The sequence below is a fragment of the Streptomyces roseofulvus genome (assembly GCF_039534915.1).
In the GTDB taxonomy this organism is placed as follows: Bacteria; Actinomycetota; Actinomycetes; order Streptomycetales; family Streptomycetaceae; genus Streptomyces; species Streptomyces roseofulvus.
In genome coordinates this window covers 7,986,328-8,006,353 of record NZ_BAAAWE010000001.1, presented here as the reverse complement: position 1 = coordinate 8,006,353, position 20,026 = coordinate 7,986,328, and the positions used below count along the sequence as shown (strand labels likewise).

Here is a 20,026-nt window from a genome sequence, read left to right as displayed (position 1 = left end):
CGGGGTGGCCCGACGGGCGTACGCGTGCGCGCCGGCACCCTTCAGACCGCGATCCAGGACAAGGAACCGCACAGCGCCGAGACCCCGCCTGCAGGCTCGCCTCGTTCGGTCCCGTGCCTCAGCCGCCCAGGACGCGCCGTCGGCTCAGCGAAGGCGACGACGTGTCCCTGTGGACGGTGGCGCACGAGCCGGGTTCACCTGGGCGGGCGGCCTCCTGCGCAGCCACGCCCTCGCACTCGTCACCGGTGATGCCGCGCGAACCTTCACCGCTGCCGCACCGCGCTCGACGGACACCCGCCCAGGCGCCGAGTCGACAACGCTGCGGGTCAGCGCACCTGACGCGCCGCCTCCACCAGCCCCCGCATCACCCGCAGGTCCTCGCCCATCTCCGGGTGCCACTGGACACCGAGCACCCACCCCGGGCCGTCCGTCTCGACCGCCTCCACCGTGCCGTCCTCCGCGTGGGCCGAGGCCATGAGGCCCCTGCCCAGGCGGTCCACGGCCTGGTGGTGGTAGGTCGGGACCTCGGCGAGCTCCGGTACGAGAGAGGCGTACCGCGTGCCCGGAACCGGCTTCACCGCGTGCCGGCCGATCACCCCGACCGCCTCCACGTGCCCGTCCAGGTGCTGGACGAGCGTGCCGCCGAGCGCCACGTTCAGGAGCTGCATGCCGCGGCAGATGCCGAGCACCGGAGTGCCGGAGGCCAGGGCCGCGTCGACCAGGGCCAGCTCCCAGGCGTCCCGGGCCCGGGCGGGCGGGCCGGTGCGGGGGTCGGGCTCGGCCCCGTACCGTACGGGCTCCACGTCCGCCCCGCCCGCGACGACCAGGCCGTCGAGCCGGGCCACGACCGCCGCCGCGTCCTCGGGTCCACCCGGCGGGAGCATGACCGGGAGCCCGCCGCTCTCCCGTACGAGACGCGGGTACTGCGCCGGGAGCAGCGCGGCTGTCATGTCCCATACGCCCCAGCGCGCTTGGTCCAGGTAGGTGGTCACGCCGATCAGCGGCTTGGTCACGGTACGGCCTCCAAGGGTGCGGAGTGGCGGGTGGGTCAGTCGCGTTCCAGCTCGGCCTCGGCCGCGGCGAGCGCCGCGAACTCCTCCTCCGGAGCGCCGGCCACCAGATGGTGCCGACTGTAGAACGCGAAGTAGGCGAGCGCGATCACGTACACCCCGAGCGCCATGAACGCCGCCGTCCGGTCCACCAGGAAGGTCGCGACCAGCGCCGAGAGGGCCAGGACGAAGGCCACCGACGAGGTCACGATCCCGCCGGGCGTGCGGTACGGCCGGTGCAGGCCCGGCTCCCGGCGGCGCAGCACGATGTGGGACAGCGCCATCAGGGCGTACGAGATGGTGGCGCCGAACACCGCGATGTTCAGCATCCGCGCCCCGTTGCCGGTCCCGGCCGCGAGGGCGAAGCCGATGGCGCCCGGGATGAGGAGTCCCAGGTAGGGCGACTTGCGGCGGCTGGTGAGGGAGAGGAAGCGGGGCAGGTAGCCGGCCCGGGAGAGCGCGAACAGCTGGCGCGAGCCCGCGTAGATGAGCGAGAAGAAGGACGCGACCAGGCCCGCGAGGCCCGCGTAGTTCACGAAGCGGCTCAGGGCGGTCGGCTCCCCGTCCCCCTGGAGCGCCACGACCAGCGGGTTTCCGGCCTCCTGCACGGCGGCCGCACCGCGGGCCCCGGTGGCGGCGAAGAAGGTCATGACGGCGAGCAGCACCAGGATCCCCATGGAGATCGCGAGCGCCCTCGGCATCGACCGCACCGGGTCCTTCGCCTCCTCGGCGGCCAGCGGCACGCCCTCGACGCCGAGGAAGAACCACATGCCGAAGGGGAACGCGGCCCAGATCCCGAGGAGTCCGAAGGGCAGCCAGGAGTTCGAGCCGAAGGCCTCGCCGTCGACCGGGATGTCGTTCAGGCCGTCCACGTGGAAGTCGGTGAACGCGCCGAGCGCGAAGACGACCAGGGCCGCGACCGCGATCCCCGTCACGATCAGGCTGAAACGCAGCGCCTCACCCACGCCCCACAGGTGGATGCCGATGAAGAGCGCGAAACAGACCAGATAGACCGGCCAGCCGGACTCCAGGCCGAACAGCCCGAGGGACTCCACGTAGTCGCCGATGAAGATGGAGATCGCGGCCGGGGCCAGGATGTACTCGATGAGGATGGCGGTGCCGGTGAGGAAGCCGCCCCATGTTCCGAGCGCCCGGCGAGCGAAGCCGTAACCGCCGCCCGCGGTGGGCAGGATGGCGGAGAGCTCGGCGAGCGCGAAGACCAGACAGGCGTACATCGCGCCCATCAGGACGGTGGCGACGGCGAGCCCGCCGAAGCCGCCTTTCGACAGACCGATGTTCCAGCCGGAGAAGTCCCCGGACACGACGTACGCCACGCCGAGGCCGGTCAGCAGCAGCCAGCCGGCGCTGCCGCGGCGCAGGGCCCGGCGTTCCAGGTAGTCGTCCTTCGGCGGCGTGGTGTCTTCCAGCGTCATGGCAGCGTCAGCTCCCCGCAACGAGCCCAATGGAGTGGTGCCATACCTTTGCGGTGGTGAGGGGGGCAGCGCAACCCCCGTGCGTTACTTTGGGGTTACGCCGCCGAACGCCTGAGGTCACGCCAGAACCTCGCATGCCGCATCCCCATACCCGCGGTGCGCTCCCGCATCACCTCGCACGCCGCGCTGCCGCCGCCCTGTCCGACGCCGAGACAGGGGGGCGTACTGGTACTGGGAGTGCTCCGGATTGCGCAAGAGGAGCGGGCCGCGGTCCAGGAAGGTCGTCACGACCGGCTGCCGTCGGCCCGACGGAACCCGCTCGGCGGGCAGTCGCTCCCCCTCCGGGCCACCGGTCGAGCCCGTACCACCTGAAGGAGGTGTTCCGCCTCCCTTCAAGCCCTTGCGCGGCCGCAGAGCACGGCGGCCAGACGGTCGACCCACTCACTCGCATCGGACACGATCGCGATTATCCCTCCAACCCTTCCCAAGCAATGGTGCTTCCCCATACCTTATGACTCCCGGCAGGCCCGAACGAGGGGAATCGCCCCGTGGCAGACCGCACAGCCCCGCTCGCCGCCGAGGACCTGCGTTCCCTGGTGGCGGGCGGTGAGATCGACACCGTCGTTTTGGCGTTCCCGGACATGCAGGGCCGCCTTCAGGGCAAGCGGTTCGCGGCCAAGTTCTTCCTGGACGAGGTTCTCGCCCATGGCACGGAGGGCTACGACTACCTTCTCGCTGTCGACACCGAGATGAACACCGTCTAGACCCTCGCCGCCGCCACCCCACCCCCCGCTCCCCCACCCGACAGCCGGGCGTCGCAAGGCGCCCGGCTGTCGCGCGTACCCGACACACCGACGTACCGAGTTCCCGATGTACCGACACACCGACGTACCGAGTTCCCGATGTACCGACGCACCGACGTCTCGACAGGAGAGCGCCCATGAAGCTCCGCCCGACCGCCGCCTCGGCGGCCGCCCTCGCCCTCGCCACCACCTGTCTCCTCCCCGCGACCGGCGCCGAAGCCAAGCCCGCCGCATGCCCCACCCTGAACAGCTCCGCGGGCTGGTACGGCGACAACAAGGCCCGCATCGACGCGCTGATAGCCGACCACTGTCACGACAAGGGCGGCCGGAAGCCGGTCGCCGTCTTCGACTGGGACAACACCGTCATCAAGAACGACGTCGGCGACGCCACCTTCTACTGGCTGCTCCGCAACGACCGCGTCCGGCCCCCGCGGGACGGCGACTGGTCCACCACCAGCCGCTACCTCACCCCCGAGGCCGCGACCGCCCTCGGCGAGGCCTGCCCCGCCGACGTCCGCACCCTCCCCACGTCCACCGACACGGCCTGCGCCGACGAACTGCTCTCGGTGTACGGATGGGGCGCGACCACCGGCGGGAAGACGGCCTTCACCGGCTACGACCACCGCCGCATGGAGCCCCAGTACGCCTGGCTCGCCCAGCTCCTGCATGGCTGGACCACCCGCGAGGCCGCCGCCTTCGCCGCCGCCGCGCGCGTCGAGAACCTCGCCGCGCCTCAAGGCGCCACCCAGCAGGTCGGTACGGGGCAGGTCACCGGCTGGGTCCGCCACTACGACCAGCAGCGGGATCTGATCCGTACCCTCCAGGACGGCGGCTTCGACGTCTGGATCGTCTCCGCCTCCCCCGAACCCGTCGTCGACGTCTGGGCGAAGGGCGTCGGCGTCGACCCGTCGCACGCCGTCGGCATCCGCAACACGACCTCCCACGGCCGGCTCACCAGCCACCTCAAGGGCTGCGGCGGCATCCGGGACGGCGAGGACGCCATGATCACGTACATCGACGGCAAGCGCTGCTGGATCAACCAGGAGGTCTTCGGCGTGCGCGGCCCCGCCGCCGAGCGCGTCCAGCCCGCCGCCCGCCGCCAGGTCTTCGCCGCGGGCGACTCCGACACGGACATCTCGTTCCTGCGGGACGCCACCGGGCTGCGCCTCGTCCTCAACCGCAACAAGAACGAACTCATGTGCCGGGCGTACGAGAACGGCGACGGCCGCTGGCTGGTGAACCCGATGTTCATCGAGCCGAAGCAGCGCAAGACGAGCCCGTACCCCTGCGCGACCACCGGCTACACGGCGAGCGACGGCTCGGCACAGCCGGTCCGGCGCGCGGACGGCAGCATCGTCCCGGACCAGCTGGACACGGTGTTCCAGGTTCTGTCGTCACCTCTCGGGCCCAGCTGAGGAGTGCCGCGCGGGGGACGTCCGCCTCTGGTCCGTCAGTGGTCGAAGAAGTCTTTGCCCTTCTCCTTTGCCGCTCGCGCCTTGCCGCGAGCCTCCAACGCGGTGCCCTTGGCCTCCGTGGTCCTGTTTCCCAGCACGTGCGCCGCCTTCTTCACGGTCTTGCCCACGACCTGCTCGGCTCGGGCCTTGATCTTCTCGCTGGCACTCATGTCCGACCCTCCTCTTTCCGCCTCTACCCACGTGAGCGGGGGGAACCGTCCGGCTGAGGGGAATCCCAGGTATCAGTGCCCGGACGGCGGGAGGAGAGGGCCGAGGGGGCCGAGATCGAGGTTGAGGTCGTCCAGGGTGAAGCCGTGCTGGTCGCACAGGTCGGTCATGCGGTCGTGGAGGGCGAGGAGCGTGGCGCCGAGTTCTTCTTCCTGGGCGTCGTCGAGGTCGCCGGCTTCGACGCGTCGCAGGGCCTGGCGCTCGATGAGTTGCCGCAGGAGTTCGACGACGGTCAGGACGAGTTTGACGAGGTCCTCCTGAGCCGTTTCGGGGCCGGTGCGGATCCGTTGGGCGGGTGAGTGCCGTGACGCCGTGGCCGAGTGGGGGGTGGCGGGCAGGAGGCGTACGGCGTCGTTCATCGCCTGGCCGACCGGCCGCAGGTCGGGGCCGGCACGGTGGGGCGGGCCGGGCGGTTCAGGGCGCATGGGGCTGCTCGCCTTCCCGGGTCGGTGGGCGGGTCGGTGGGCGGTCGTCGGTGGTGGTGACGGAGCTGACCAGGGCGCGCAGGGAGATCCTGACGAGGTCGATGTCGGCGATGGACAGGATGATGTCGCCGGTGATGACGACGCCTCCGGCCAGCAGCCGGTCGAGGAGGTCGACGAGGGCGACCTGGCGTCCGGGCAGCGCCGGGTCTCGGTCCTGGGCGGAGGTCATGGCGCGGGCGCGGTCGGCGGCAGGGGCGGCTCGGCTGCCGGCGGCGGGGTGGCGAAGGAGTAGGGCGCCCACGGGCCGGTCACTTCGAGGCGGATGCCCGGGAGGTCGGCGGCGGCGTCGCGGACGGCTGCTCGGAAGCTGTCCGCCTGGACGTCCGGGACCAGGAAGGCGTCGTTGAGGACGTTCTCGCCGTCGGCCGGCGCGACGAGGGGGCCGCTCTGCGGCGGGTGGGTCACGCGGGGCGCCTGATGGCGGGCGGCGACGGCGGTGAGGCGGTCGGCTGCCAGCCGGGCCTGCTGGAAGTGCTCCTCGCGTGAGTCGCGCTGGACCCGGCGGGCCTGCAGGTAGGCCTTGCCGGGGCTGGTGGCGGCGGGGGGCGCGGCGGGCTCAGGTGCCTCGGCAGGGAGTACGTAGATCTTGACTCCGTACTCGGTGTGGGCACTGAGCTGCGCCAGTTGGGTGGCGAAGAGCTGGCTCTGTTCCCCCAGCGCGCGCAGGGCGCGGGTGTGGTCCTCGTAGAGGGTGGCCATCCGCAGGGGCAGGACGGTGGTGTGGCCGGCGAGGGTTTCGATGACGTGGTGGTGGGCCCGCGCGGTCTCCTCCAGCCACCGCAGGTCCTCGAAGTGCTCCTGCAGGGCGGCCTCGGCGAAGTCGGCCCGGGGGACGTCGCTGATGACGAAGGCGACCGGAGCGGGCGCGGTGTCGTCCGGCACGGGCGGAAGGAGCGTGACGGGGCGGCCGGCCACTCCCGCGAGGGTGGGCAGGACGTCGTCGAGCAGGGGGGCCGGGGGCGTGGCGGCGTAGACGTAGGTGAGCGTCGGGGTGGGGGAAGCGTTCACGGCTCGGTCCTCCGCTTCGCCGTGCGGCGTACGGGACGCTCCTCTTCCTCCTCCGGCGCACGTTCCTCGCTCGTGCGGGTGAGGTCGTCGGGGAGGCCGGACGAGGCGGTGAGCCGGTCGCGGCGCAGCTGCTCGATCTCGGCGCGCAGCCGCTGGTTCTCGGCGGCGAGCGAGCTCTCGTGGTGGCGGGAGGAGAGCGAGGCGTCGTGCTCCCACCAGTCGATGCCCATCTCCTTGGCCTTGTCCACGGAGGCGATCAGGATGCGCAGCTTGATGGTGAGGAGCTCGATGTCGAGCAGGTTGATACGGATGTCGCCGGCGATGACGATGCCCTTGTCCAGGACGCGCTCCAGGATGTCGGCGAGGCTCGCCGAGGACCCGGCCGGGTAGCCGGACATCGGAGGGCCGCTGCGGAAGCCGCGGGCCATGGGGTCGGTCACGAGGGTTCACCTCCCGCTCTCTGCCGAACGCTGTCTCTGGGCTTCTGGGGGCTGTCGTGTCACCAGCGCCTCCGGTAGGGGCGCCGCGTGGTCGCGCCGCGTCTCCCCGTGCGGGGTGTGGCGGTCACCTCCCGCGCCCCGTTTTCCCGTGCGGAGCGTGTCGGTCACCGGTCGCCGGTGCCGGTGCGGTACCTCTCGATCTCCATCAGCCGGTCGATCAGCCGGTCCTCCTCCCGGTCGAAGGTCTCCTCGTCGATCTCGCCGGCCTCGAGCCGGCGCTCGAGGTCGGCGAGCTCCGCGCGGATCGGCGCCGGGTCGTAGTACTCGGCCTCGGCCTGGTCGGCAACCCGTTGGGCCGCCCAGAGCGCCGTCTTGACCGGAAGCAACGGCAAGGTGATCAGTTGCGCCAGCAGGCCCATGGCGTGGTGCTCCTTCCTCGCGCCGGCCCGGGTCGTCCTAGGGCACGAAGCTGTACGGGGGAAGGGGGCCGGTCAGGCGGATCTCCGTGCCGTCCCGACGCTCGCGGACGAGCTCCTCGTGCGCTTTGAGCAGGGCCGGCGCCTCGTCCCGGGACACCAGCAGGGACAGGTTGAGGAAGTCGTCGCCGGCCTCGGGGTGGAGCGCGTGTTCCCGTCCCAGGGGGACCAGGACTCCGGCGAGGTCCGCTGCCGCGTCCGCACGGCGCTGCTGGATCTCGTCCGCGACCAGTCTGCCCAGTTCCATGGGCAGCCGCGGGTCTTCGGAGCCGGCCCGGATCTCCTCGTTGAGCCATCGTGCGCGGGAGTTCGCGTCGAGGATCTCGCGCAGGAAGCGGTCCTGCTCGCGTGCGGCTTTGACGTTGTACTCGGCGCAGTCCCGCACGCGTGCGAGCGCCGTCCGGTAGGCGTCGACCTGCTCGTCGAGAACCTGACGTACCGCGTCGTCGTCGGGGGCGGTGTACCCGAACTGCAGCGGCAGAGGCGTCCCGTCGTCCATGAGGCGGTCCTGGACGGCCTGGTGGGCGGTGACGTCCCGCTTCTTGGGTCGGATCTCCTCGGCGATGTCGCTGACCACCGCGCGCAGCTCCTCCGTGGCGACGACGCGTACGGTGGCGCCGTGGGCGCCCACTCCCGTCATCCCGTCGATCCGGCAGGGGTGGTCGCGCGAGGTGACGGCATAGACGTAGACGGCCATCACTCACTCCCTCTCCCGCCGCGCCGACCGCCGGGCCGGCCGTCGGCGCCGAGGAGTCTCCTCCTCCTCCTCGAGCTCCTCCTCGGGCTCTTCCTCCGGCTCTTCCTCGTCCTCGTCCTCGTCCTCGTCCCGGCCGGTGAGGGACTGGGTGACGGCGTCGATCGCGCCGCCGAGCGCGCCCTTGGCCTTGCCGCGGCTCCCGCCCTCGACCATCTTGTCCATCATCTCCGGCAGCTGAGCGGGCGTGCCGTGGCCCGCCTCCAGGTCGAGCCGGTTGCACGCTTCCGCGAAGCGCAGGTAGGTGTCCACACTGGCCACCACGATCCGCGCGTCGATCTTGATGAGTTCGATCCCGACGACGGAGATGCGCACGAAGGCGTCGATGACCAACCCTCGATCGAGAATGAGCTCCAGGACGTCATAGAGGCTGGCCGTACTGCCTCCGCCCGTGCGGCTGAGGCCTCCGCCGGCCCCCTGCGGCATCACCGTCATGATGCTTCCCTTCCCGGCCCCGCGGCCTCAGCCGCCCGGCCGGTCGATCGTGCCCCGGCTGTACCTGCGGGTCCGCTCGTAGGAGACCAGGTCACCGGACGCGTCCAGCTCGACCCGGTAGCTGCCCATGATGCTGGTGGTCTCCGGAACGCGTTCGAGTTCGACCACCTCCACCACCGCCACCCAGCCGTCGTCCGCCGGTTTCAGCGACGACACCGACTCCGGACTCCGTCCGAGCAGCTGCTCCAGCTGCTCAGCCGCCGCCCGCATCGCGGTCGCGGCACCGGGGGCACCGCGCTTGCGGGAGGCCGGAGCCTTCCGTGCCGACCGGGAGGCGGGCTGCTCGCCGTCGTCGCCCTGGGGCGGGCGGCGCCGGCGGCGAGCCGGTTCTGACGTGGTCATCGGCTGTCCTCGTGAACCGGGATCTCCATGGACTAGGGCGACTTTCCCGAAGCGTCCGCTGCATACCTCTTCAAGCGATTCTCTTCACAAATATCCGCATATTCGTGGCCTGGGCGAGCAGCCCCAGGTAAGGACCCGAGCGTCAGAGGCGCAGGCCCTGACCTCACCCGCCGACCACCTGGGAAGGACCAGGCTGATGGAGGACACGACCAGAGTCGCCCTGGCAGCCGCCGTTGCGGGCGGTTACCTCCTGGGACGGGCCAAGAAGGGCCGCATGGCCCTGTCCCTCGCGACCTACATTGCCGGCCGCAGGTTCGGACTCCAGCCCGGCCAGCTCATGACGCAGGGGCTGCGGAAGCTGAGCGAGATGCCCCAGGCCGCCGAACTCGGCGAGCAGCTGCGCGGCGAAGCCCTCGACGCGGGCCGCAAGGCCCTCACCGCGGCCGCCAACCGCCAGCTGGCGGGGCTCGCGGACTCCGTGCACCAGCGCACTCTCGAACTGACCCGCGGGCGTGAGGAGGAAGACGAGGAGTACGAGGACGAGGAAGACGACGAGCGGCGCGCCCGGGACGAACGCGACCAGGACGAGGAAGGGTACGACGAGGGAGGCAGGGAGGAAGAGGCCTTCGAGGACGAGGCCTGGGACGAGGAGGGGTACGAGGACGAGGACGAAGAAGAGCCCGAGGAGGAAGAGGAGGAGGGAGGAGAGGAAGAGGGCGAGGACGAGGAAGAGGAGGAGCCGGAGGAAGAGCAGCCCCGCAGGCGGCGCCGCGGCTCCGCGGAGGCTTCCTCGCCGCGCGGCCGGTCCGCCCGCCCCTCGGCGACGCGTAAGAGCGCCGCCCCGTCGAAGAGCTCCGCGTCCCGGCGCTCGCCGGCGAAGAAGTCGGACACCGCGGCCGAGAAGTCGGACTCCACGGACAAGAAGACCGCTCCTGCGCGGAAGGCGGCGGCGAAGAAGCCCTCGGCGGCCAAGGCCACCACACCCGCGAAGAAGGCCGCCCCGGCCCGGAAGCGGGCCACCACGGCCGGCAAGACCGCCTCCTCCGGAGGCGGCACCGCGACGAAGAAGGCCACCGCCGGGAAGAAGTCCGCCTCCGGAAGCCGGGCGACCGGCAAGAAGGCCACGTCCTCCCGGCCGCCTGCCAAGAAGACGGCGGCCAAGCGGGCTCCGGCGAAGAAGGCCGCGGCGGGCAAGACGGCCGCCGGCACCCCCAAGAAGTCGACCGCCTCGGCGAAGAAGTCGACGGCGCGCAAGTCCACGGCGCGGAGGTAGCACCATGGCCACCACCGACCGTGCACGGAAGACCAAGGGCTCCTCGTCCCCCATGGACGGGCTGCTCGACGAGCTCGCCGAGTACCTCCTGGCACAGGCGGACCACCTGGCCGACAAGGCCGTCGGCAAACTCGAGGACCTCACCGACGACCTCAACGACGTGGCCGAGAACGGCGGCTCGCTCGCCGGGATCGGAGGACGCCTCCTCAAGGGCGACTCGCCCTTGAAGGCCGCCGTCGGCAGCACCGTCGACGGCCTGAAGGACAAGGTCAAGGACATCGGCGGCAGCCTGACCGGCAAGGGGAAGTCCCGCAAGGGCGGCTCCAAGCCCGTCCACATCTGCGAAGCCATCGACATCGGCGTCCCGCTGCGCACGGCGTACGACCAGTGGACGCAGTACGAGAACTTCAGCACCTTCGCCAAGGGTGTGCGCAGCGTCTCCCGCGGCGACGACACCACCACCGACTGGAAGGTCAAGGTGGGCCCCTCCACCCGCAGCTGGAAGGCCACCAGTCAGGAACAGGTCCCCGACGAACGCATCGTCTGGAGCTCCGAGGGGCCCAAGGGCACCACGCGCGGATGCGTCAGCTTCCACCGACTCGCCGAGTCTTTGACCCGCGTGCTCGTGGTCGTCGAGTACTACCCGTCCGGTCTGTTCGAGAAGACCGGAAACCTGTGGCGTGCGCAGGGCCGGCGGCTGCGCCTGGACCTCAAGCACTTCGCCCGGTACGTGACCCTCTCGGACGAGGAGCCCGAGGGGTGGCGCGGCGAGATACGCGACGGCGAGGTCGTGCGCAGCCACGAGGACGCCGTCCAGGAAGAGGAGGAGACGGCGCAGGAGGAACCGCGAGGGGAACCGGACGAGGAGCTGGAAGAGGAACCGGAAGAGGAACCGGAAGAAGCCGAGGACGAAGAGTACGACGAGGGCGAGGAAGACGAGGAGTACCCCGCCGACGAGTACGAGGAGGAGGACGAGGACGGCACGGGCACCGAGGCGGAAGCGGACGAAGGATGGGAGGAGGAGGAAGAAGAACGGCCTCACCGGCGCCGACGTGCCCGCTGACGTTCCCCGTGGTGTGGCCGCGCGGACGCGGCCACACCCTTGTGCGCCACGACAGGCGACGCGGACGCAGGCGGCGGGGCCCGAACCGCCGACGGGCCGCCGTCCCAGAGGGACGGCGGCCCGTGAACCGGAAGGTCGCGGCGATCAGGAGACGGTCAGTGCTTCATCGTGTCCTTGGCCTTCTGTCCGGCCTGCTTGGCGTCCGCGGCTGCCTGCTCGGCCTCGCCCTTCATCTCGAGGCTTTCGTTGCCGACAGCCTTTCCGGTGGTTTCCTTGACCTTGCCCTTCACATTCTTTCCGACGTTCTTGGCCTTCTTCGAGACGGCCATGCCGGTCACCTCCTCGACTCTTCCTGGCCGCTTCCCTCAACCGTGCGTCCCATTCCTCCCGGGGGGCACGACCGCGTCCCCTCGGCCTCATGTCCAGCGAAGTCGTCCGGGCGTCACGTCACGCACCGTCGTACGCACCGCACGCCGGAACGCCCGCCATGCGGACCACACCGCCAGGCGTGCGCCCCATACGGCCATCCGTACGCTGACGTGCCGGATGAGGGTCCAGGGCGCCCAGCGGACGAACAGCCTGAGGCCGCGCCCGCCCCACCTGGCTCCGTGCCGGGTCAGAGCGGATTTCACGAGTGTCTCCGGCCTGCCACCAGCCGGTACAGGCCCAGGAGGATGAGCGAGCCGACGATCGCGGCGATCCATGTCGAGAGTTCGAAGAACCCGTCGACGGAATCGACGTCGAAAAGTACCTTCCCGAGCCATCCGCCCAGGAGACCGCCGGCAATGCCGATCAATATCGTGATGATGATGCCGCCGGGGTCCCGGCCGGGCATCAGGAGCTTCGCGATGATTCCGGCAAGCAAGCCCAGTATGATCCACGCAATGATTCCCATGGCTCCTCTTTATCCGCGCGTTATCTCCTTGTAAGCCGTTTGCGCGGTCTCACCGTTTCTAAACGTCAAAATTCCGCGCACTTCTCTCGTCGCCAAGGGGCCCGGACACGGGCGCGGGAACACGTACGGCTCTCGTCATCGCCGACGTGCGGGGACCAGGCGCACGAGGGCTGCAGGGCGGCGTCGATGCCGTCCTGTGCCGGCTCGTCGGCGACGCCGGTGAGCAGGCGCGCCATGACCCGGAGCAGCGGGGGGCGAGGCCATGACCTGGGGCCGAGCCGGCGGGCCCGCCCCCACCACGATGACCTGCGCCTCTTCCTCGGCGGCGCCGTCCGCCCCCGAGGACCCGCGAGCGACCTCGTCACCTCGTGTGTTCACTCCCCCACTGTCGTCCGCCGGATCTTCGCGCGCCGGGCAGCAGGGCCGGGACGCCGTCGCACCCGTCCGTCGGCGACGCGGTCGGCCTGGCCGGGCCGGGGGCGTCGGCCGGCCGCTGTCGGGGGCGCTCGGCCCGGTGTCAGGTCGGGGGGACCAGGCGGTGGTCGTGGGCGAAGACCACGGCCTGGATCCGGTCGCGGAGCCCCAGCTTGAGCAGGATCCGTCCCAGGTGGGATTTCACGGTCGCTTCCGCGAGATGCAGGGCGTCCGCGATCTCGGCGTTGGACAGTCCACGGCCGATCTCGGCGAGCACCTCGCGCTCCCGGGCGCTGAGCCGGTCCAGTCGCTCGTCGCGGACGCCGGTCCGGCTGTCGGCCAGGTGGGGGCGGAAGTCGTCCAGCAGGCGCCGGGTGATCCGCGGGGAGAGCACCGCGTCGCCCGCGGCGACGGCGCGGATCGCGGTGAGCAGCTCCTCGGGCCGGGTGTTCTTCAGCAGGAAGCCCGAGGCTCCGGCGCCGAGGGCGGCGAAGGCGTATGCGTCCAGGTCGAAGGTGGTCAGGATGAGCACCCTGGTGTCCGGGGAGACCGCCGCGACCTGCCGGGTCGCCTCGATCCCGTCCGTCCCGGGCATCCGGACGTCCATGAGGACGACGTCGGGCCGCAGCTCCCGGGAGAGGCGGACGGCCTGGGCGCCGTCCGCGGCCTCGCCGACCGGCTCCATGTCGGGCTGGGCGTCCAGGACCATGCGGAAGGCCATCCGGAGCAGCGCCTCGTCGTCGGCGATCACGACGCGGATCGTCATACGGCGCCCGCCCCGGCGCTGTCGAGCAGGAGGCGGGTCCGCACCCGCCAGCCGCCGTCCGGAAGCGGTCCGGCCCGCAGCGTCCCTCCGTAGGCGGCCGCGCGCTCGCGCATGCCGGGGAGGCCGTGTCCGGACGCTGCGGCAGTGGGACGAGGCGCACGGGGGCCGTTGTCGGTCACCTCCACGCCGACGCTCCCGGCCGAGCACTCGACCAGGACCGTCGCGCGGGTGCCGGCGGGGGTGTGCTTGAGGGTGTTGGTCAAGGCTTCCTGAACCAGGCGGTAGACGGTGAGCTGTGCGGTGGCCGGCACCTGGGCGTGGCCGCCGCGGACCTCCAGGCGGGTCGGCAGCCCGGCGGCCGCCATCTGGTCGGCGAGCGACTCCAGCTGGGCTATGCCGGGCAGCGGGTGGCGCTCGGCGTCCGGCTCGTCGGCCCGCAGGACGCCCAGCGAGCGCCGCATGTCGGTGAGGGCCTGCCGGCCCGTTTCGGAGATCTGCCGCATCGCGGCGGTGGCCCGGTCCGGGGACCTGTGCTGCGCGGCGACGGCGGCGTCGGTGAGCGCGACCATGACGGACAGGTTGTGGGTGACGATGTCGTGCATCTCTCGGGTGATCCGGGCCCGTTCCTCGGCGACGGCCAGCCGGGCCTGCTGCTCCTGGTGCAGCGCCAGCCGCTCGGCCCGCTCCTGCACGGCGGCGAGGTAGGCCCGGCCGGTCCGCACGTTCACCCCGAGGACGGTGGCGGCGACCACCATCGCGGAGAGCGCGACGAACGGGGTCGGGAACGCGCCGTTCGGTGCCCAGCTCACGCAGGCCAGCACGACCCCGCCCTCCACCACGGCGGCGGCGAGCAGCGTGCCGCGCCGGCCCGTGTGGGCCGCGGCCGTGTAGAGGGCCACGAGCAGGGCGGTGTCCGCGAGCAGTTGGACGTCCGCCAGCCACTGGACGAAGGCCGCGGCCACCACGGCGGCGAACACCGCGAGCGGGGCCCGGCGCCGCCACACCAAGGGCAGCGCCAGGGCGGCGGTGAGCGCGACCGCCACCGGCAGCTCCGCGGCCGGGAACGTGGTCACGACGTGGAGCAGGAGCAGTGCCGGCAGCACCGAGTCCCCCACCAGGGGCGGAACCAGGTCCCGGTGGCGCACCGTCACACCTCTTCGCCGATCGGTCGTCGTGCGGTCCGGCCGGGCCGCCACCGCGTACAGCCGCAGCCTAGGCCCGGGGGCCGGGCCGCACATGAGCCTGGCGTCGGAGCGCACGGGGCGGGGGTACGACCGCAGGAGGAGGCCCGCTACCGACTGCGGTCGCAAGCCTGTCCCTGGCCCGGGGTGCGTGGTTGCCCCTCGGGTCGCAAGGCGGCCCGGCCCGGCTGCCACCCCGGTCGCCGTGGGCGGCGACCCGGGGCCGATGCGGCGGCGGGGGCCCGGTGCCGAGCATGGCCGGGTGAGCGAAACCATCCCCGGGCCGTCCCTGCGACTGTCCCCGCCCCTGCCCCTGTCCCTTCCAGAAGTTCTCGTCCTCCTGGGTGCCGTCGCGCTGCTGGTGGCGCGCTGGCTTCCCGCGCGCGCCCGCCGGCCCGGCACCATCGCGGCCGGGGCGGTCCTCGTACCGTCGGCGACGGTGCTGGGCGTCGTGGGGATCCGCTGGCAGATGCTGCCGGTCCTGGCCGGCGCCGCCGTCGCGTCGGCGTTCGCCCTTCCGCCGCTGGTGCGGGGGCGTGCCGGCCGACCGGCCCGGCGGGCCCGCTGGTGGCCGGCCCTGCCGGGATCGCTGGCCTGCGCCGGGCTGATCGCCGCCGGCCCGGTGGCCGCCTGGGCGTTCCCCGTGCCCGTCTTCCCCGAGCCGACGGGTGACTTCGCGGTCGGCACGCGGGTGGTGCAGTGGACCGACCCGCTGCGTCCCGAGAGCTTCACCTCCGACCCGGACGACCGGCGCACGGTCGTGGTCCAGCTCTGGTACCCGGCGCGACAGAGCCCCGCGAGTGTCCCTCGGGCCCCGTACCTGGGCCGTACGGCGGACGAGGCGCGGACCGTCTCCGCGGCGCTGGCCGACGGGGTCGGCCTGCCCGGTTTCCTGGTCGACGGTGTCCCGAGGGCTCGCAGCCGCGCGGTCGTCGACGCCCCGGTGGCGGGCGGGAACGAGCGGTTCCCGGTCGTCCTGTTCTCGCCCGGCTCCGGCGGGGTGCGGGCCCAGAACACCGCCTGGGCGGAGGAGCTGGCCAGCCACGGCTACCTGGTCGCCGCGCTCGACCACCCGTACGACTCCAGTGTCGTCGTCCTCGCCGACGGCCGTACGATCCGCGCCGCCACCGCCTCCTCCGGGGACCGCGACGGGGACGAGGAGCCGGCCGCCGGCTGGACCGCCGTCCGGGCCGCCGACCTCGGTTTCGTCCTCACCCGGCTGGAGCGGCTGGACCGCGGTGAGTCCGCCGACCCGCTGACCGGGCGCCTGGACACCGGCCGCGCCGCGGCGGCCGGCCATTCCCTGGGCGGAGCCGCCGCCCTGCAGGCGGGCCGGCACGACCGCCGGTTCGATGCCGTCCTCGACCTCGACGGCTACCCCCACGGCCCGACCACGCCCGCGCTCCGTCAGCCGACGCTCGCGCTCACCCAGGAGATCACCGCCGGCACCGACCCGCGGTACCTGCCGCGGCTCACCGAGGCCCTGGAACGGAACACCGCGACGAGCTACCGGCTCACCATCCCCGGGGCCGGGCACCTCACGTTCATGGACGGCCCGCTCTACCTGCCGCCGGTGCCCTCGATCGTCGGCACCCTGGGCCGTACCGAGGGGCCGCGCGTCGTCGCCGCGGCCACCCTTGCCTTCCTCGACGCCACCTTGCGAGGCCGCCCCGGCGACCTGACCACCGTGCTCGGGGCCTACGGGACGGTCGCCTCATCGGGCGCTCAGGGGGCTCGGGAGGCTCGGGGGACGGCGACGCCGATTCCGTGACCGGTCTCCCCTCGATGCGGCGCGGACGGGCGGTCAGGCAACCGGACCAGCTCCGCGCGCGCCGGCGGCGAAGGCCTGGTGAGCTGTACGGGGAGATCTCCGGCCCCTTCGGTTCCGGACTCCCGGAGCGTATGGAGGAGGATTCCGTGCCGGACCGGACGACGTCGTACGCCGACCTGCGCGCGCTGGTGATCAACTGCACGCTGAAACGTTCCCCGGAGCGCAGCCACACACAGGGGCTGATCGACATCAGCACCCGGATCATGGAGCGGCAAGGCGTGCGGGTCGAGGTGCTGAGGGCGGTGGACATCGACATCGCCACCGGTGTCTGGCCGGACATGACCGAGCACGGGTGGGAGACGGACGAGTGGCCGGTGATCTACTCGCAGGTGATGGCCGCCGACATCCTGACCCTGGCCGGGCCCGTGTGGCTGGGAGACAACTCCTCGGTCATGAAGAAGGTGATCGAGCGTCTGTACGCCTGCTCGTCGATCCTCAACGAGCGTGGCCAGTACGCCTATTACGGTCGCGTGGGCGGATGTCTGATCACCGGCAACGAGGACGGCGCCAAGCACTGCGCGATGAACGTCCTCTACAGCCTCCAGCACCTCGGGTACGTCGTTCCCCCGCAGGCCGACGCGGGCTGGGTCGGCCCGGCCGGCCCGGGCCCGTCGTACCTCGACCCCGGCTCCGGCGGGCCGGACAACGACTTCACCAACCGCAACACGACGTTCATGACCTGGAACCAGCTCCATCTGGCGAGGATGCTCAAGGACGCCGGCGGCATCCCCGCCCACGGAAACCAGCGCTCCGAGTGGGACGCCGGCTGCCGGTTCGACTTCGAGAACCCCGAGCACCGTTGAGGGCTGCCCGGCGCCGGGTTCGACCGGTCCCGTGAGGCACGTGCACATCCGGCGTCCCAGGAGTGTCCCGTCGTGTCACGGCGCGGGCGATGAGTTTGTGACTCCCGGCCGGTCCAAGCTCGTGACACTCCAGGAAGGACACCACCATGTCGGAGCTTCTCGTCGACTTCATCACCTCCCTCGACGGCTGCGCGTCGGGGCAGGGCTGGCCCGGGTTCTGGGGCCTCGAAGGCCCCGAGTATCTCGCGTGGCTCGGGGAGCAGCCCCCGGCCACGTATCTGATGGGAGCGAACACCTACCGCCTGATGTCGGGCTTCGCCGCGGGCGACGTCCCCGAGGGGCTGGACGAGTTCAGGCCCGAGGAGGAGGCGTCCGTCGACGAGCTCACGCGGGCCTCCAAGGTGGTGTTCTCCTCGTCGCTCGACGCTCCGCTCTCGTGGGCCAACTGCACGCTCGTCCGCGACGACGCCGTCGAGGCGGTCCGCGCCATGAAGGCGAGTGGCTCGGGGCTCCTCAGCACGATCGGGAGCCTGAGCCTGTCGCGGTCGCTGCTGCGCGCCGGACTCGTCGACCGCTTCCGGGTCGTGATGTTCCCGGTGATCACCGGGGCCACCGGTGAGGAACGCATCTACGACGGCTACCCGGACGTCGCCCTCGACATGACCGATCACCGCACCTTCGACGGCCGCATCCAGCTGGTCGAGTACAGGCCCCGCGTGCTCGACCACCCGCCGCTCGCCGTCCCCGCGTGACCCGGGCGCGCACGGCCGGGCCTGCTCAGGTGCGGCCGCTCCGGGGCAGCCGTTCCCGTCGGTACGTCCCCGGCGGGGTGCCGTGCGCGCGCTTGAAGGCGTGGGCGAAGGCGAACTCGGACGCGTAGCCGACGTGGGCGGCGACCGCTCGCAGCGGTGCGTCCGAGATCCGTAGCAGGCGTGCGGCCGTGGTCATGCGCCACCAGGTCAGGTACGCCAGGGGCGGCTGGCCGACCAGCCGGGCGAAGCGCTTGGCGAAGGGCGCCCTGGAGAGGCCGGCTTCCGCGGCGAGCCCGGCGACGGTCCACGGGGCCGCGGGGTCGCGGTGGAGGGCGTGGAGGGCTGCGGTGACCGGCGGGTCGTTCAGGGCGGCGGCCCATCCCGTGGTGTGGTCGCCGTGGAGGGGCTGTTCGTCGAACCAGACGCGCAGGATGTAGAGCAGCAGGGTGTCCAGGAGCGCGGGGACGGCCGCGTCCGTGCCCAGGCGCGGGGTCTCCAGTTCGGCGGCGAGCAGCTGCACCGCCGCATCCAACTCGGCACGGCGGCCCGGATGCGCGGGCAGGTGGATCAGCTCCGGGAGGGACAGCAGGAGGGGGTGGGCGCGGGCCGGATCGAGCTGGTAGGCGCCGCAGAGCAGGGCGGTGACCGGTCCGCCGTCGCCGCTCCTGTCGACTGTGTCCGTGGCGTAGGCGGCGTACGGTTCCGGGCCGTCCGGGTCGCAGGGAGGGGCCGCCACGGGGGTCTCGGGGCTGTCGGCGAGGAGGTGCCCCTTGCCGTGCGGCAGGAACACCACGTCTCCCGTGCCCAGCCGGACGGGTTCCGCGTCCTCGGGCAGGAGCCAGCAGGAGCCCCGCAGGATCACCTGGAAGCCCGCCGAGCCGGGGACGGCGGCGAACTCCTGTCCCCACGGGGCGTGCCATCGCACGTGCGCCGCCCGGGGTCGACCGGTCCGGGTCACCGCGACCACGTCGCTCAGTACGTCCATGCGCCGAGCGTAGAGCGGCGAGACGATCGCGTATGAAGGGGGGCGCTTTCACGCATGGATCGTCCTCGTCCCCGGTCGTAGATTCGCGGCATGACGACGATGAAGACCGCGCGCATCCATGAGTTCGGCGATGCCTCCGTGATCCGCTACGACGAGGTTCCGCGCCCACGCCCGGGCGGCGGCGAGGTACTGATCCGTGTCGCCGCCGGCTCGTTCAATCCCACCGAGGCGGCGTTGCGTGCCGGGCTGCTGCAGGCGTTCCTCCCCGTGGACTTGCCCTACGTGCCGGGCTGGGACGTCGCCGGCACGGTGGTGGAGATCGGCGCGGGGGTGGAGGAGTACGCGTTCGCCGTGGGCGACCGTGTCATCGGACGGCTCGACGGCGGCGGCGCGGCGGCCGCCTACGTCCGGGCGCCCGCCGCCGTGCTGACCGCGGCGCCCGAGTCCCTCCCGCTGGCTCATGCCGCGGCGCTTCCCGTCGCCGGCCTGACGGCCTGGCAGGCGGTGTTCGAGCACGGGCGGGTGTCCCCGGGCCGGCGGGTGCTGGTCAACGGTGCGGGGGGCGGCGTCGGAGGCTTCGTCACACCGCTCGCCAAGCACGCGGGGGCCGAGGTGATCGCCACGGCCGCCCCTCGGAGTACCGAAGCGGTCCTGCGGCAGGGGGCGGACCACGTCATCGACTACACCGCCCGGCCGGTGAGCGCCGCACTCGACGCTCCGGTGGACGTCCTGCTGAACCTGGTGCCGTTGAGCGGGCCGGACGCCGCGGCCCTGGTGCCCCTGGTGCGGCGCGGCGGGCGGATCGTGTCGATCGCGACCCCGGTCGTGCCGCCTCTCGACGCGGGGGTGAGCGCGACGCACATGGTCGCCCGGAACGACGTGGCGGACCTGAGGGCGCTGGTGGATCTCGTCGACGCGGGTGTGCTGCGCGTCGACATCAGCGCGTCGCGTCCGCTGGCGGAGCTCGCCGACGTCCACCGCCAGAGCCAGGCCGGCCGGATCCGGGGCAAGGTCCTCATCGTCCCGTGAGCCGGGCCGGCGGCCGTCCCGTGTGCAGCCCACGCGGGACCGGCGGCACCCCTGCCTCCGGTCCCGC

General features: G+C 72.3%; 23 protein-coding genes and 1 pseudogene. 8 read left to right on the top strand and 16 right to left on the bottom strand.

Annotation, left to right across the window (positions count from 1 at the left end):
* Window positions 1-326: 326 nt before the first annotated feature.
* Together ABFY03_RS36970 and eat are read right to left on the bottom strand one after the other, a co-directional pair.
* Window positions 327-1,013 carry a gamma-glutamyl-gamma-aminobutyrate hydrolase family protein gene (locus ABFY03_RS36970; RefSeq protein ID WP_346172104.1) on the bottom strand — a complete coding sequence of 229 codons (687 nt, stop codon included), beginning with the start codon at window positions 1,011-1,013 and terminating at the stop codon, window positions 327-329.
* Window positions 1,014-1,048: 35 nt separating this feature from the next.
* The gene (gene eat, locus ABFY03_RS36965) at window positions 1,049-2,482 is read right to left on the bottom strand and encodes an ethanolamine permease (protein WP_319012887.1); all 1,434 of its coding nucleotides are present in this window, start codon (window positions 2,480-2,482) and stop codon (window positions 1,049-1,051) included.
* A gap of 548 nt (window positions 2,483-3,030) precedes the next feature.
* Here eat and ABFY03_RS36960 point away from each other — a divergent pair.
* Window positions 3,031-3,243, top strand: a pseudogene (locus ABFY03_RS36960) (glutamine synthetase); the annotation flags it as partial.
* Window positions 3,244-3,422: 179 nt separating this feature from the next.
* The gene (locus ABFY03_RS36955) at window positions 3,423-4,700 is read left to right on the top strand and encodes a haloacid dehalogenase-like hydrolase (protein WP_346172103.1); all 1,278 of its coding nucleotides are present in this window, start codon (window positions 3,423-3,425) and stop codon (window positions 4,698-4,700) included.
* Between the two features lie 35 nt (window positions 4,701-4,735).
* Here ABFY03_RS36955 and ABFY03_RS36950 read toward each other — a convergent pair whose 3' ends face one another.
* The 9 genes from ABFY03_RS36950 to gvpO all read right to left on the bottom strand — a co-directional run bounded on the left by ABFY03_RS36950 (window position 4,736) and on the right by gvpO (window position 8,967).
* Window positions 4,736-4,909, bottom strand: a complete 174-nt coding sequence (locus ABFY03_RS36950) for a hypothetical protein (RefSeq protein WP_319012885.1) — start codon at window positions 4,907-4,909, stop codon at window positions 4,736-4,738.
* A gap of 72 nt (window positions 4,910-4,981) precedes the next feature.
* Window positions 4,982-5,392, bottom strand: a complete 411-nt coding sequence (locus ABFY03_RS36945) for a gas vesicle protein K (RefSeq protein ID WP_386723606.1) — start codon at window positions 5,390-5,392, stop codon at window positions 4,982-4,984.
* Complete coding sequence (locus ABFY03_RS36940; RefSeq protein ID WP_319012884.1) at window positions 5,382-5,621, bottom strand: gas vesicle protein; 240 nt, start codon at window positions 5,619-5,621, stop codon at window positions 5,382-5,384. The genes ABFY03_RS36945 and ABFY03_RS36940 overlap by 11 nt, the downstream gene beginning before the upstream one ends.
* Window positions 5,618-6,460 (bottom strand): GvpL/GvpF family gas vesicle protein, encoded by an 843-nt coding sequence (locus ABFY03_RS36935; protein WP_346172102.1) that lies wholly within the window; start codon window positions 6,458-6,460, stop codon window positions 5,618-5,620. Before ABFY03_RS36935 ends, ABFY03_RS36940 begins: the two co-directional genes overlap by 4 nt.
* On the bottom strand, window positions 6,457-6,888 hold the full coding sequence (locus tag ABFY03_RS36930) for a gas vesicle protein (RefSeq protein WP_319012905.1): 432 nt from the start codon (window positions 6,886-6,888) through the stop codon (window positions 6,457-6,459). The genes ABFY03_RS36935 and ABFY03_RS36930 overlap by 4 nt, the downstream gene beginning before the upstream one ends.
* Before the next feature lie 176 nt (window positions 6,889-7,064).
* Window positions 7,065-7,319 (bottom strand): gas vesicle protein GvpG, encoded by a 255-nt coding sequence (locus ABFY03_RS36925; RefSeq protein ID WP_319012882.1) that lies wholly within the window; start codon window positions 7,317-7,319, stop codon window positions 7,065-7,067.
* 37 nt (window positions 7,320-7,356) lie between these two features.
* On the bottom strand, window positions 7,357-8,073 hold the full coding sequence (locus ABFY03_RS36920; protein WP_346172101.1) for a GvpL/GvpF family gas vesicle protein: 717 nt from the start codon (window positions 8,071-8,073) through the stop codon (window positions 7,357-7,359).
* Window positions 8,074-8,076: 3 nt separating this feature from the next.
* A complete protein-coding gene (gvpJ, locus tag ABFY03_RS36915) occupies window positions 8,077-8,565 on the bottom strand; it encodes a gas vesicle protein GvpJ (protein ID WP_346172100.1) in 489 nt (162 codons plus the stop codon).
* A gap of 27 nt (window positions 8,566-8,592) precedes the next feature.
* Window positions 8,593-8,967: a gas vesicle protein GvpO gene (gvpO, locus tag ABFY03_RS36910; protein WP_319012879.1), complete on the bottom strand. Its 375-nt coding sequence runs from the start codon at window positions 8,965-8,967 to the stop codon at window positions 8,593-8,595.
* Between the two features lie 196 nt (window positions 8,968-9,163).
* On the opposite strand from gvpO, the gene ABFY03_RS36905 reads away from it, so the two are divergent.
* Together ABFY03_RS36905 and ABFY03_RS36900 are read left to right on the top strand one after the other, a co-directional pair.
* Entirely contained in the window at window positions 9,164-10,240 is a 1,077-nt protein-coding gene (locus tag ABFY03_RS36905; RefSeq protein WP_346172099.1) for a histone protein, read from the top strand.
* 4 nt (window positions 10,241-10,244) lie between these two features.
* Window positions 10,245-11,303, top strand: coding sequence for an SRPBCC family protein (locus tag ABFY03_RS36900; protein WP_346172098.1), 1,059 nt, complete (start codon window positions 10,245-10,247; stop codon window positions 11,301-11,303).
* Between the two features lie 155 nt (window positions 11,304-11,458).
* On the opposite strand, the gene ABFY03_RS36895 is transcribed toward ABFY03_RS36900, so the two are convergent.
* From ABFY03_RS36895 to ABFY03_RS36880, 4 genes are all read right to left on the bottom strand, one after another.
* Entirely contained in the window at window positions 11,459-11,632 is a 174-nt protein-coding gene (locus ABFY03_RS36895) for a CsbD family protein (protein ID WP_319012876.1), read from the bottom strand.
* A 299-nt stretch (window positions 11,633-11,931) separates the two neighbouring features.
* Complete coding sequence (locus ABFY03_RS36890; RefSeq protein ID WP_319012875.1) at window positions 11,932-12,198, bottom strand: GlsB/YeaQ/YmgE family stress response membrane protein; 267 nt, start codon at window positions 12,196-12,198, stop codon at window positions 11,932-11,934.
* Between the two features lie 517 nt (window positions 12,199-12,715).
* On the bottom strand, window positions 12,716-13,378 hold the full coding sequence (locus tag ABFY03_RS36885; protein WP_346172097.1) for a response regulator: 663 nt from the start codon (window positions 13,376-13,378) through the stop codon (window positions 12,716-12,718).
* Window positions 13,375-14,523, bottom strand: coding sequence for a sensor histidine kinase (locus ABFY03_RS36880; protein WP_346172096.1), 1,149 nt, complete (start codon window positions 14,521-14,523; stop codon window positions 13,375-13,377). Before ABFY03_RS36880 ends, ABFY03_RS36885 begins: the two co-directional genes overlap by 4 nt.
* A 262-nt stretch (window positions 14,524-14,785) precedes the next feature.
* On the opposite strand from ABFY03_RS36880, the gene ABFY03_RS36875 reads away from it, so the two are divergent.
* The 3 genes from ABFY03_RS36875 to ABFY03_RS36865 all read left to right on the top strand — a co-directional run bounded on the left by ABFY03_RS36875 (window position 14,786) and on the right by ABFY03_RS36865 (window position 17,945).
* Window positions 14,786-16,330 carry an alpha/beta hydrolase family protein gene (locus ABFY03_RS36875; RefSeq protein WP_346172370.1) on the top strand — a complete coding sequence of 515 codons (1,545 nt, stop codon included), beginning with the start codon at window positions 14,786-14,788 and terminating at the stop codon, window positions 16,328-16,330.
* Between the two features lie 146 nt (window positions 16,331-16,476).
* Entirely contained in the window at window positions 16,477-17,193 is a 717-nt protein-coding gene (locus tag ABFY03_RS36870) for a flavodoxin family protein (RefSeq protein WP_346172095.1), read from the top strand.
* A gap of 146 nt (window positions 17,194-17,339) precedes the next feature.
* A complete protein-coding gene (locus ABFY03_RS36865; protein ID WP_319012871.1) occupies window positions 17,340-17,945 on the top strand; it encodes a dihydrofolate reductase family protein in 606 nt (201 codons plus the stop codon).
* A gap of 25 nt (window positions 17,946-17,970) precedes the next feature.
* Here ABFY03_RS36865 and ABFY03_RS36860 read toward each other — a convergent pair whose 3' ends face one another.
* Window positions 17,971-18,930, bottom strand: coding sequence for an AraC family transcriptional regulator (locus ABFY03_RS36860; protein ID WP_346172094.1), 960 nt, complete (start codon window positions 18,928-18,930; stop codon window positions 17,971-17,973).
* 90 nt (window positions 18,931-19,020) lie between these two features.
* Between ABFY03_RS36860 and ABFY03_RS36855 the strand changes: the two genes are divergently transcribed.
* Complete coding sequence (locus ABFY03_RS36855) at window positions 19,021-19,959, top strand: NADP-dependent oxidoreductase (RefSeq protein ID WP_346172093.1); 939 nt, start codon at window positions 19,021-19,023, stop codon at window positions 19,957-19,959.
* Window positions 19,960-20,026 lie beyond the last annotated feature (67 nt).

Excerpts from the sequence above, each read along its gene's own strand:
- eat (WP_319012887.1), bottom strand. The coding sequence starts at position 2,482 with ATGACGCTGGAAGACACCACGCCGCCGAAGGACGACTACCTGGAACGC.
- ABFY03_RS36955 (WP_346172103.1), top strand. The coding sequence starts at position 3,423 with ATGAAGCTCCGCCCGACCGCCGCCTCGGCGGCCGCCCTCGCCCTCGCC.
- ABFY03_RS36950 (WP_319012885.1), bottom strand. The coding sequence starts at position 4,909 with ATGAGTGCCAGCGAGAAGATCAAGGCCCGAGCCGAGCAGGTCGTGGGC.
- ABFY03_RS36945 (WP_386723606.1), bottom strand. The coding sequence starts at position 5,392 with ATGCGCCCTGAACCGCCCGGCCCGCCCCACCGTGCCGGCCCCGACCTG.
- ABFY03_RS36940 (WP_319012884.1), bottom strand. The coding sequence starts at position 5,621 with ATGACCTCCGCCCAGGACCGAGACCCGGCGCTGCCCGGACGCCAGGTC.
- ABFY03_RS36930 (WP_319012905.1), bottom strand. The coding sequence starts at position 6,888 with ATGGCCCGCGGCTTCCGCAGCGGCCCTCCGATGTCCGGCTACCCGGCC.
- ABFY03_RS36925 (WP_319012882.1), bottom strand. The coding sequence starts at position 7,319 with ATGGGCCTGCTGGCGCAACTGATCACCTTGCCGTTGCTTCCGGTCAAG.
- ABFY03_RS36920 (WP_346172101.1), bottom strand. The coding sequence starts at position 8,073 with ATGGCCGTCTACGTCTATGCCGTCACCTCGCGCGACCACCCCTGCCGG.
- gvpJ (WP_346172100.1), bottom strand. The coding sequence starts at position 8,565 with ATGACGGTGATGCCGCAGGGGGCCGGCGGAGGCCTCAGCCGCACGGGC.
- gvpO (WP_319012879.1), bottom strand. The coding sequence starts at position 8,967 with ATGACCACGTCAGAACCGGCTCGCCGCCGGCGCCGCCCGCCCCAGGGC.
- ABFY03_RS36905 (WP_346172099.1), top strand. The coding sequence starts at position 9,164 with ATGGAGGACACGACCAGAGTCGCCCTGGCAGCCGCCGTTGCGGGCGGT.
- ABFY03_RS36900 (WP_346172098.1), top strand. The coding sequence starts at position 10,245 with ATGGCCACCACCGACCGTGCACGGAAGACCAAGGGCTCCTCGTCCCCC.
- ABFY03_RS36895 (WP_319012876.1), bottom strand. The coding sequence starts at position 11,632 with ATGGCCGTCTCGAAGAAGGCCAAGAACGTCGGAAAGAATGTGAAGGGC.
- ABFY03_RS36890 (WP_319012875.1), bottom strand. The coding sequence starts at position 12,198 with ATGGGAATCATTGCGTGGATCATACTGGGCTTGCTTGCCGGAATCATC.
- ABFY03_RS36885 (WP_346172097.1), bottom strand. The coding sequence starts at position 13,378 with ATGACGATCCGCGTCGTGATCGCCGACGACGAGGCGCTGCTCCGGATG.
- ABFY03_RS36875 (WP_346172370.1), top strand. The coding sequence starts at position 14,786 with ATGCGGCGGCGGGGGCCCGGTGCCGAGCATGGCCGGGTGAGCGAAACC.
- ABFY03_RS36865 (WP_319012871.1), top strand. The coding sequence starts at position 17,340 with ATGTCGGAGCTTCTCGTCGACTTCATCACCTCCCTCGACGGCTGCGCG.
- ABFY03_RS36860 (WP_346172094.1), bottom strand. The coding sequence starts at position 18,930 with ATGGACGTACTGAGCGACGTGGTCGCGGTGACCCGGACCGGTCGACCC.
- ABFY03_RS36855 (WP_346172093.1), top strand. The coding sequence starts at position 19,021 with ATGACGACGATGAAGACCGCGCGCATCCATGAGTTCGGCGATGCCTCC.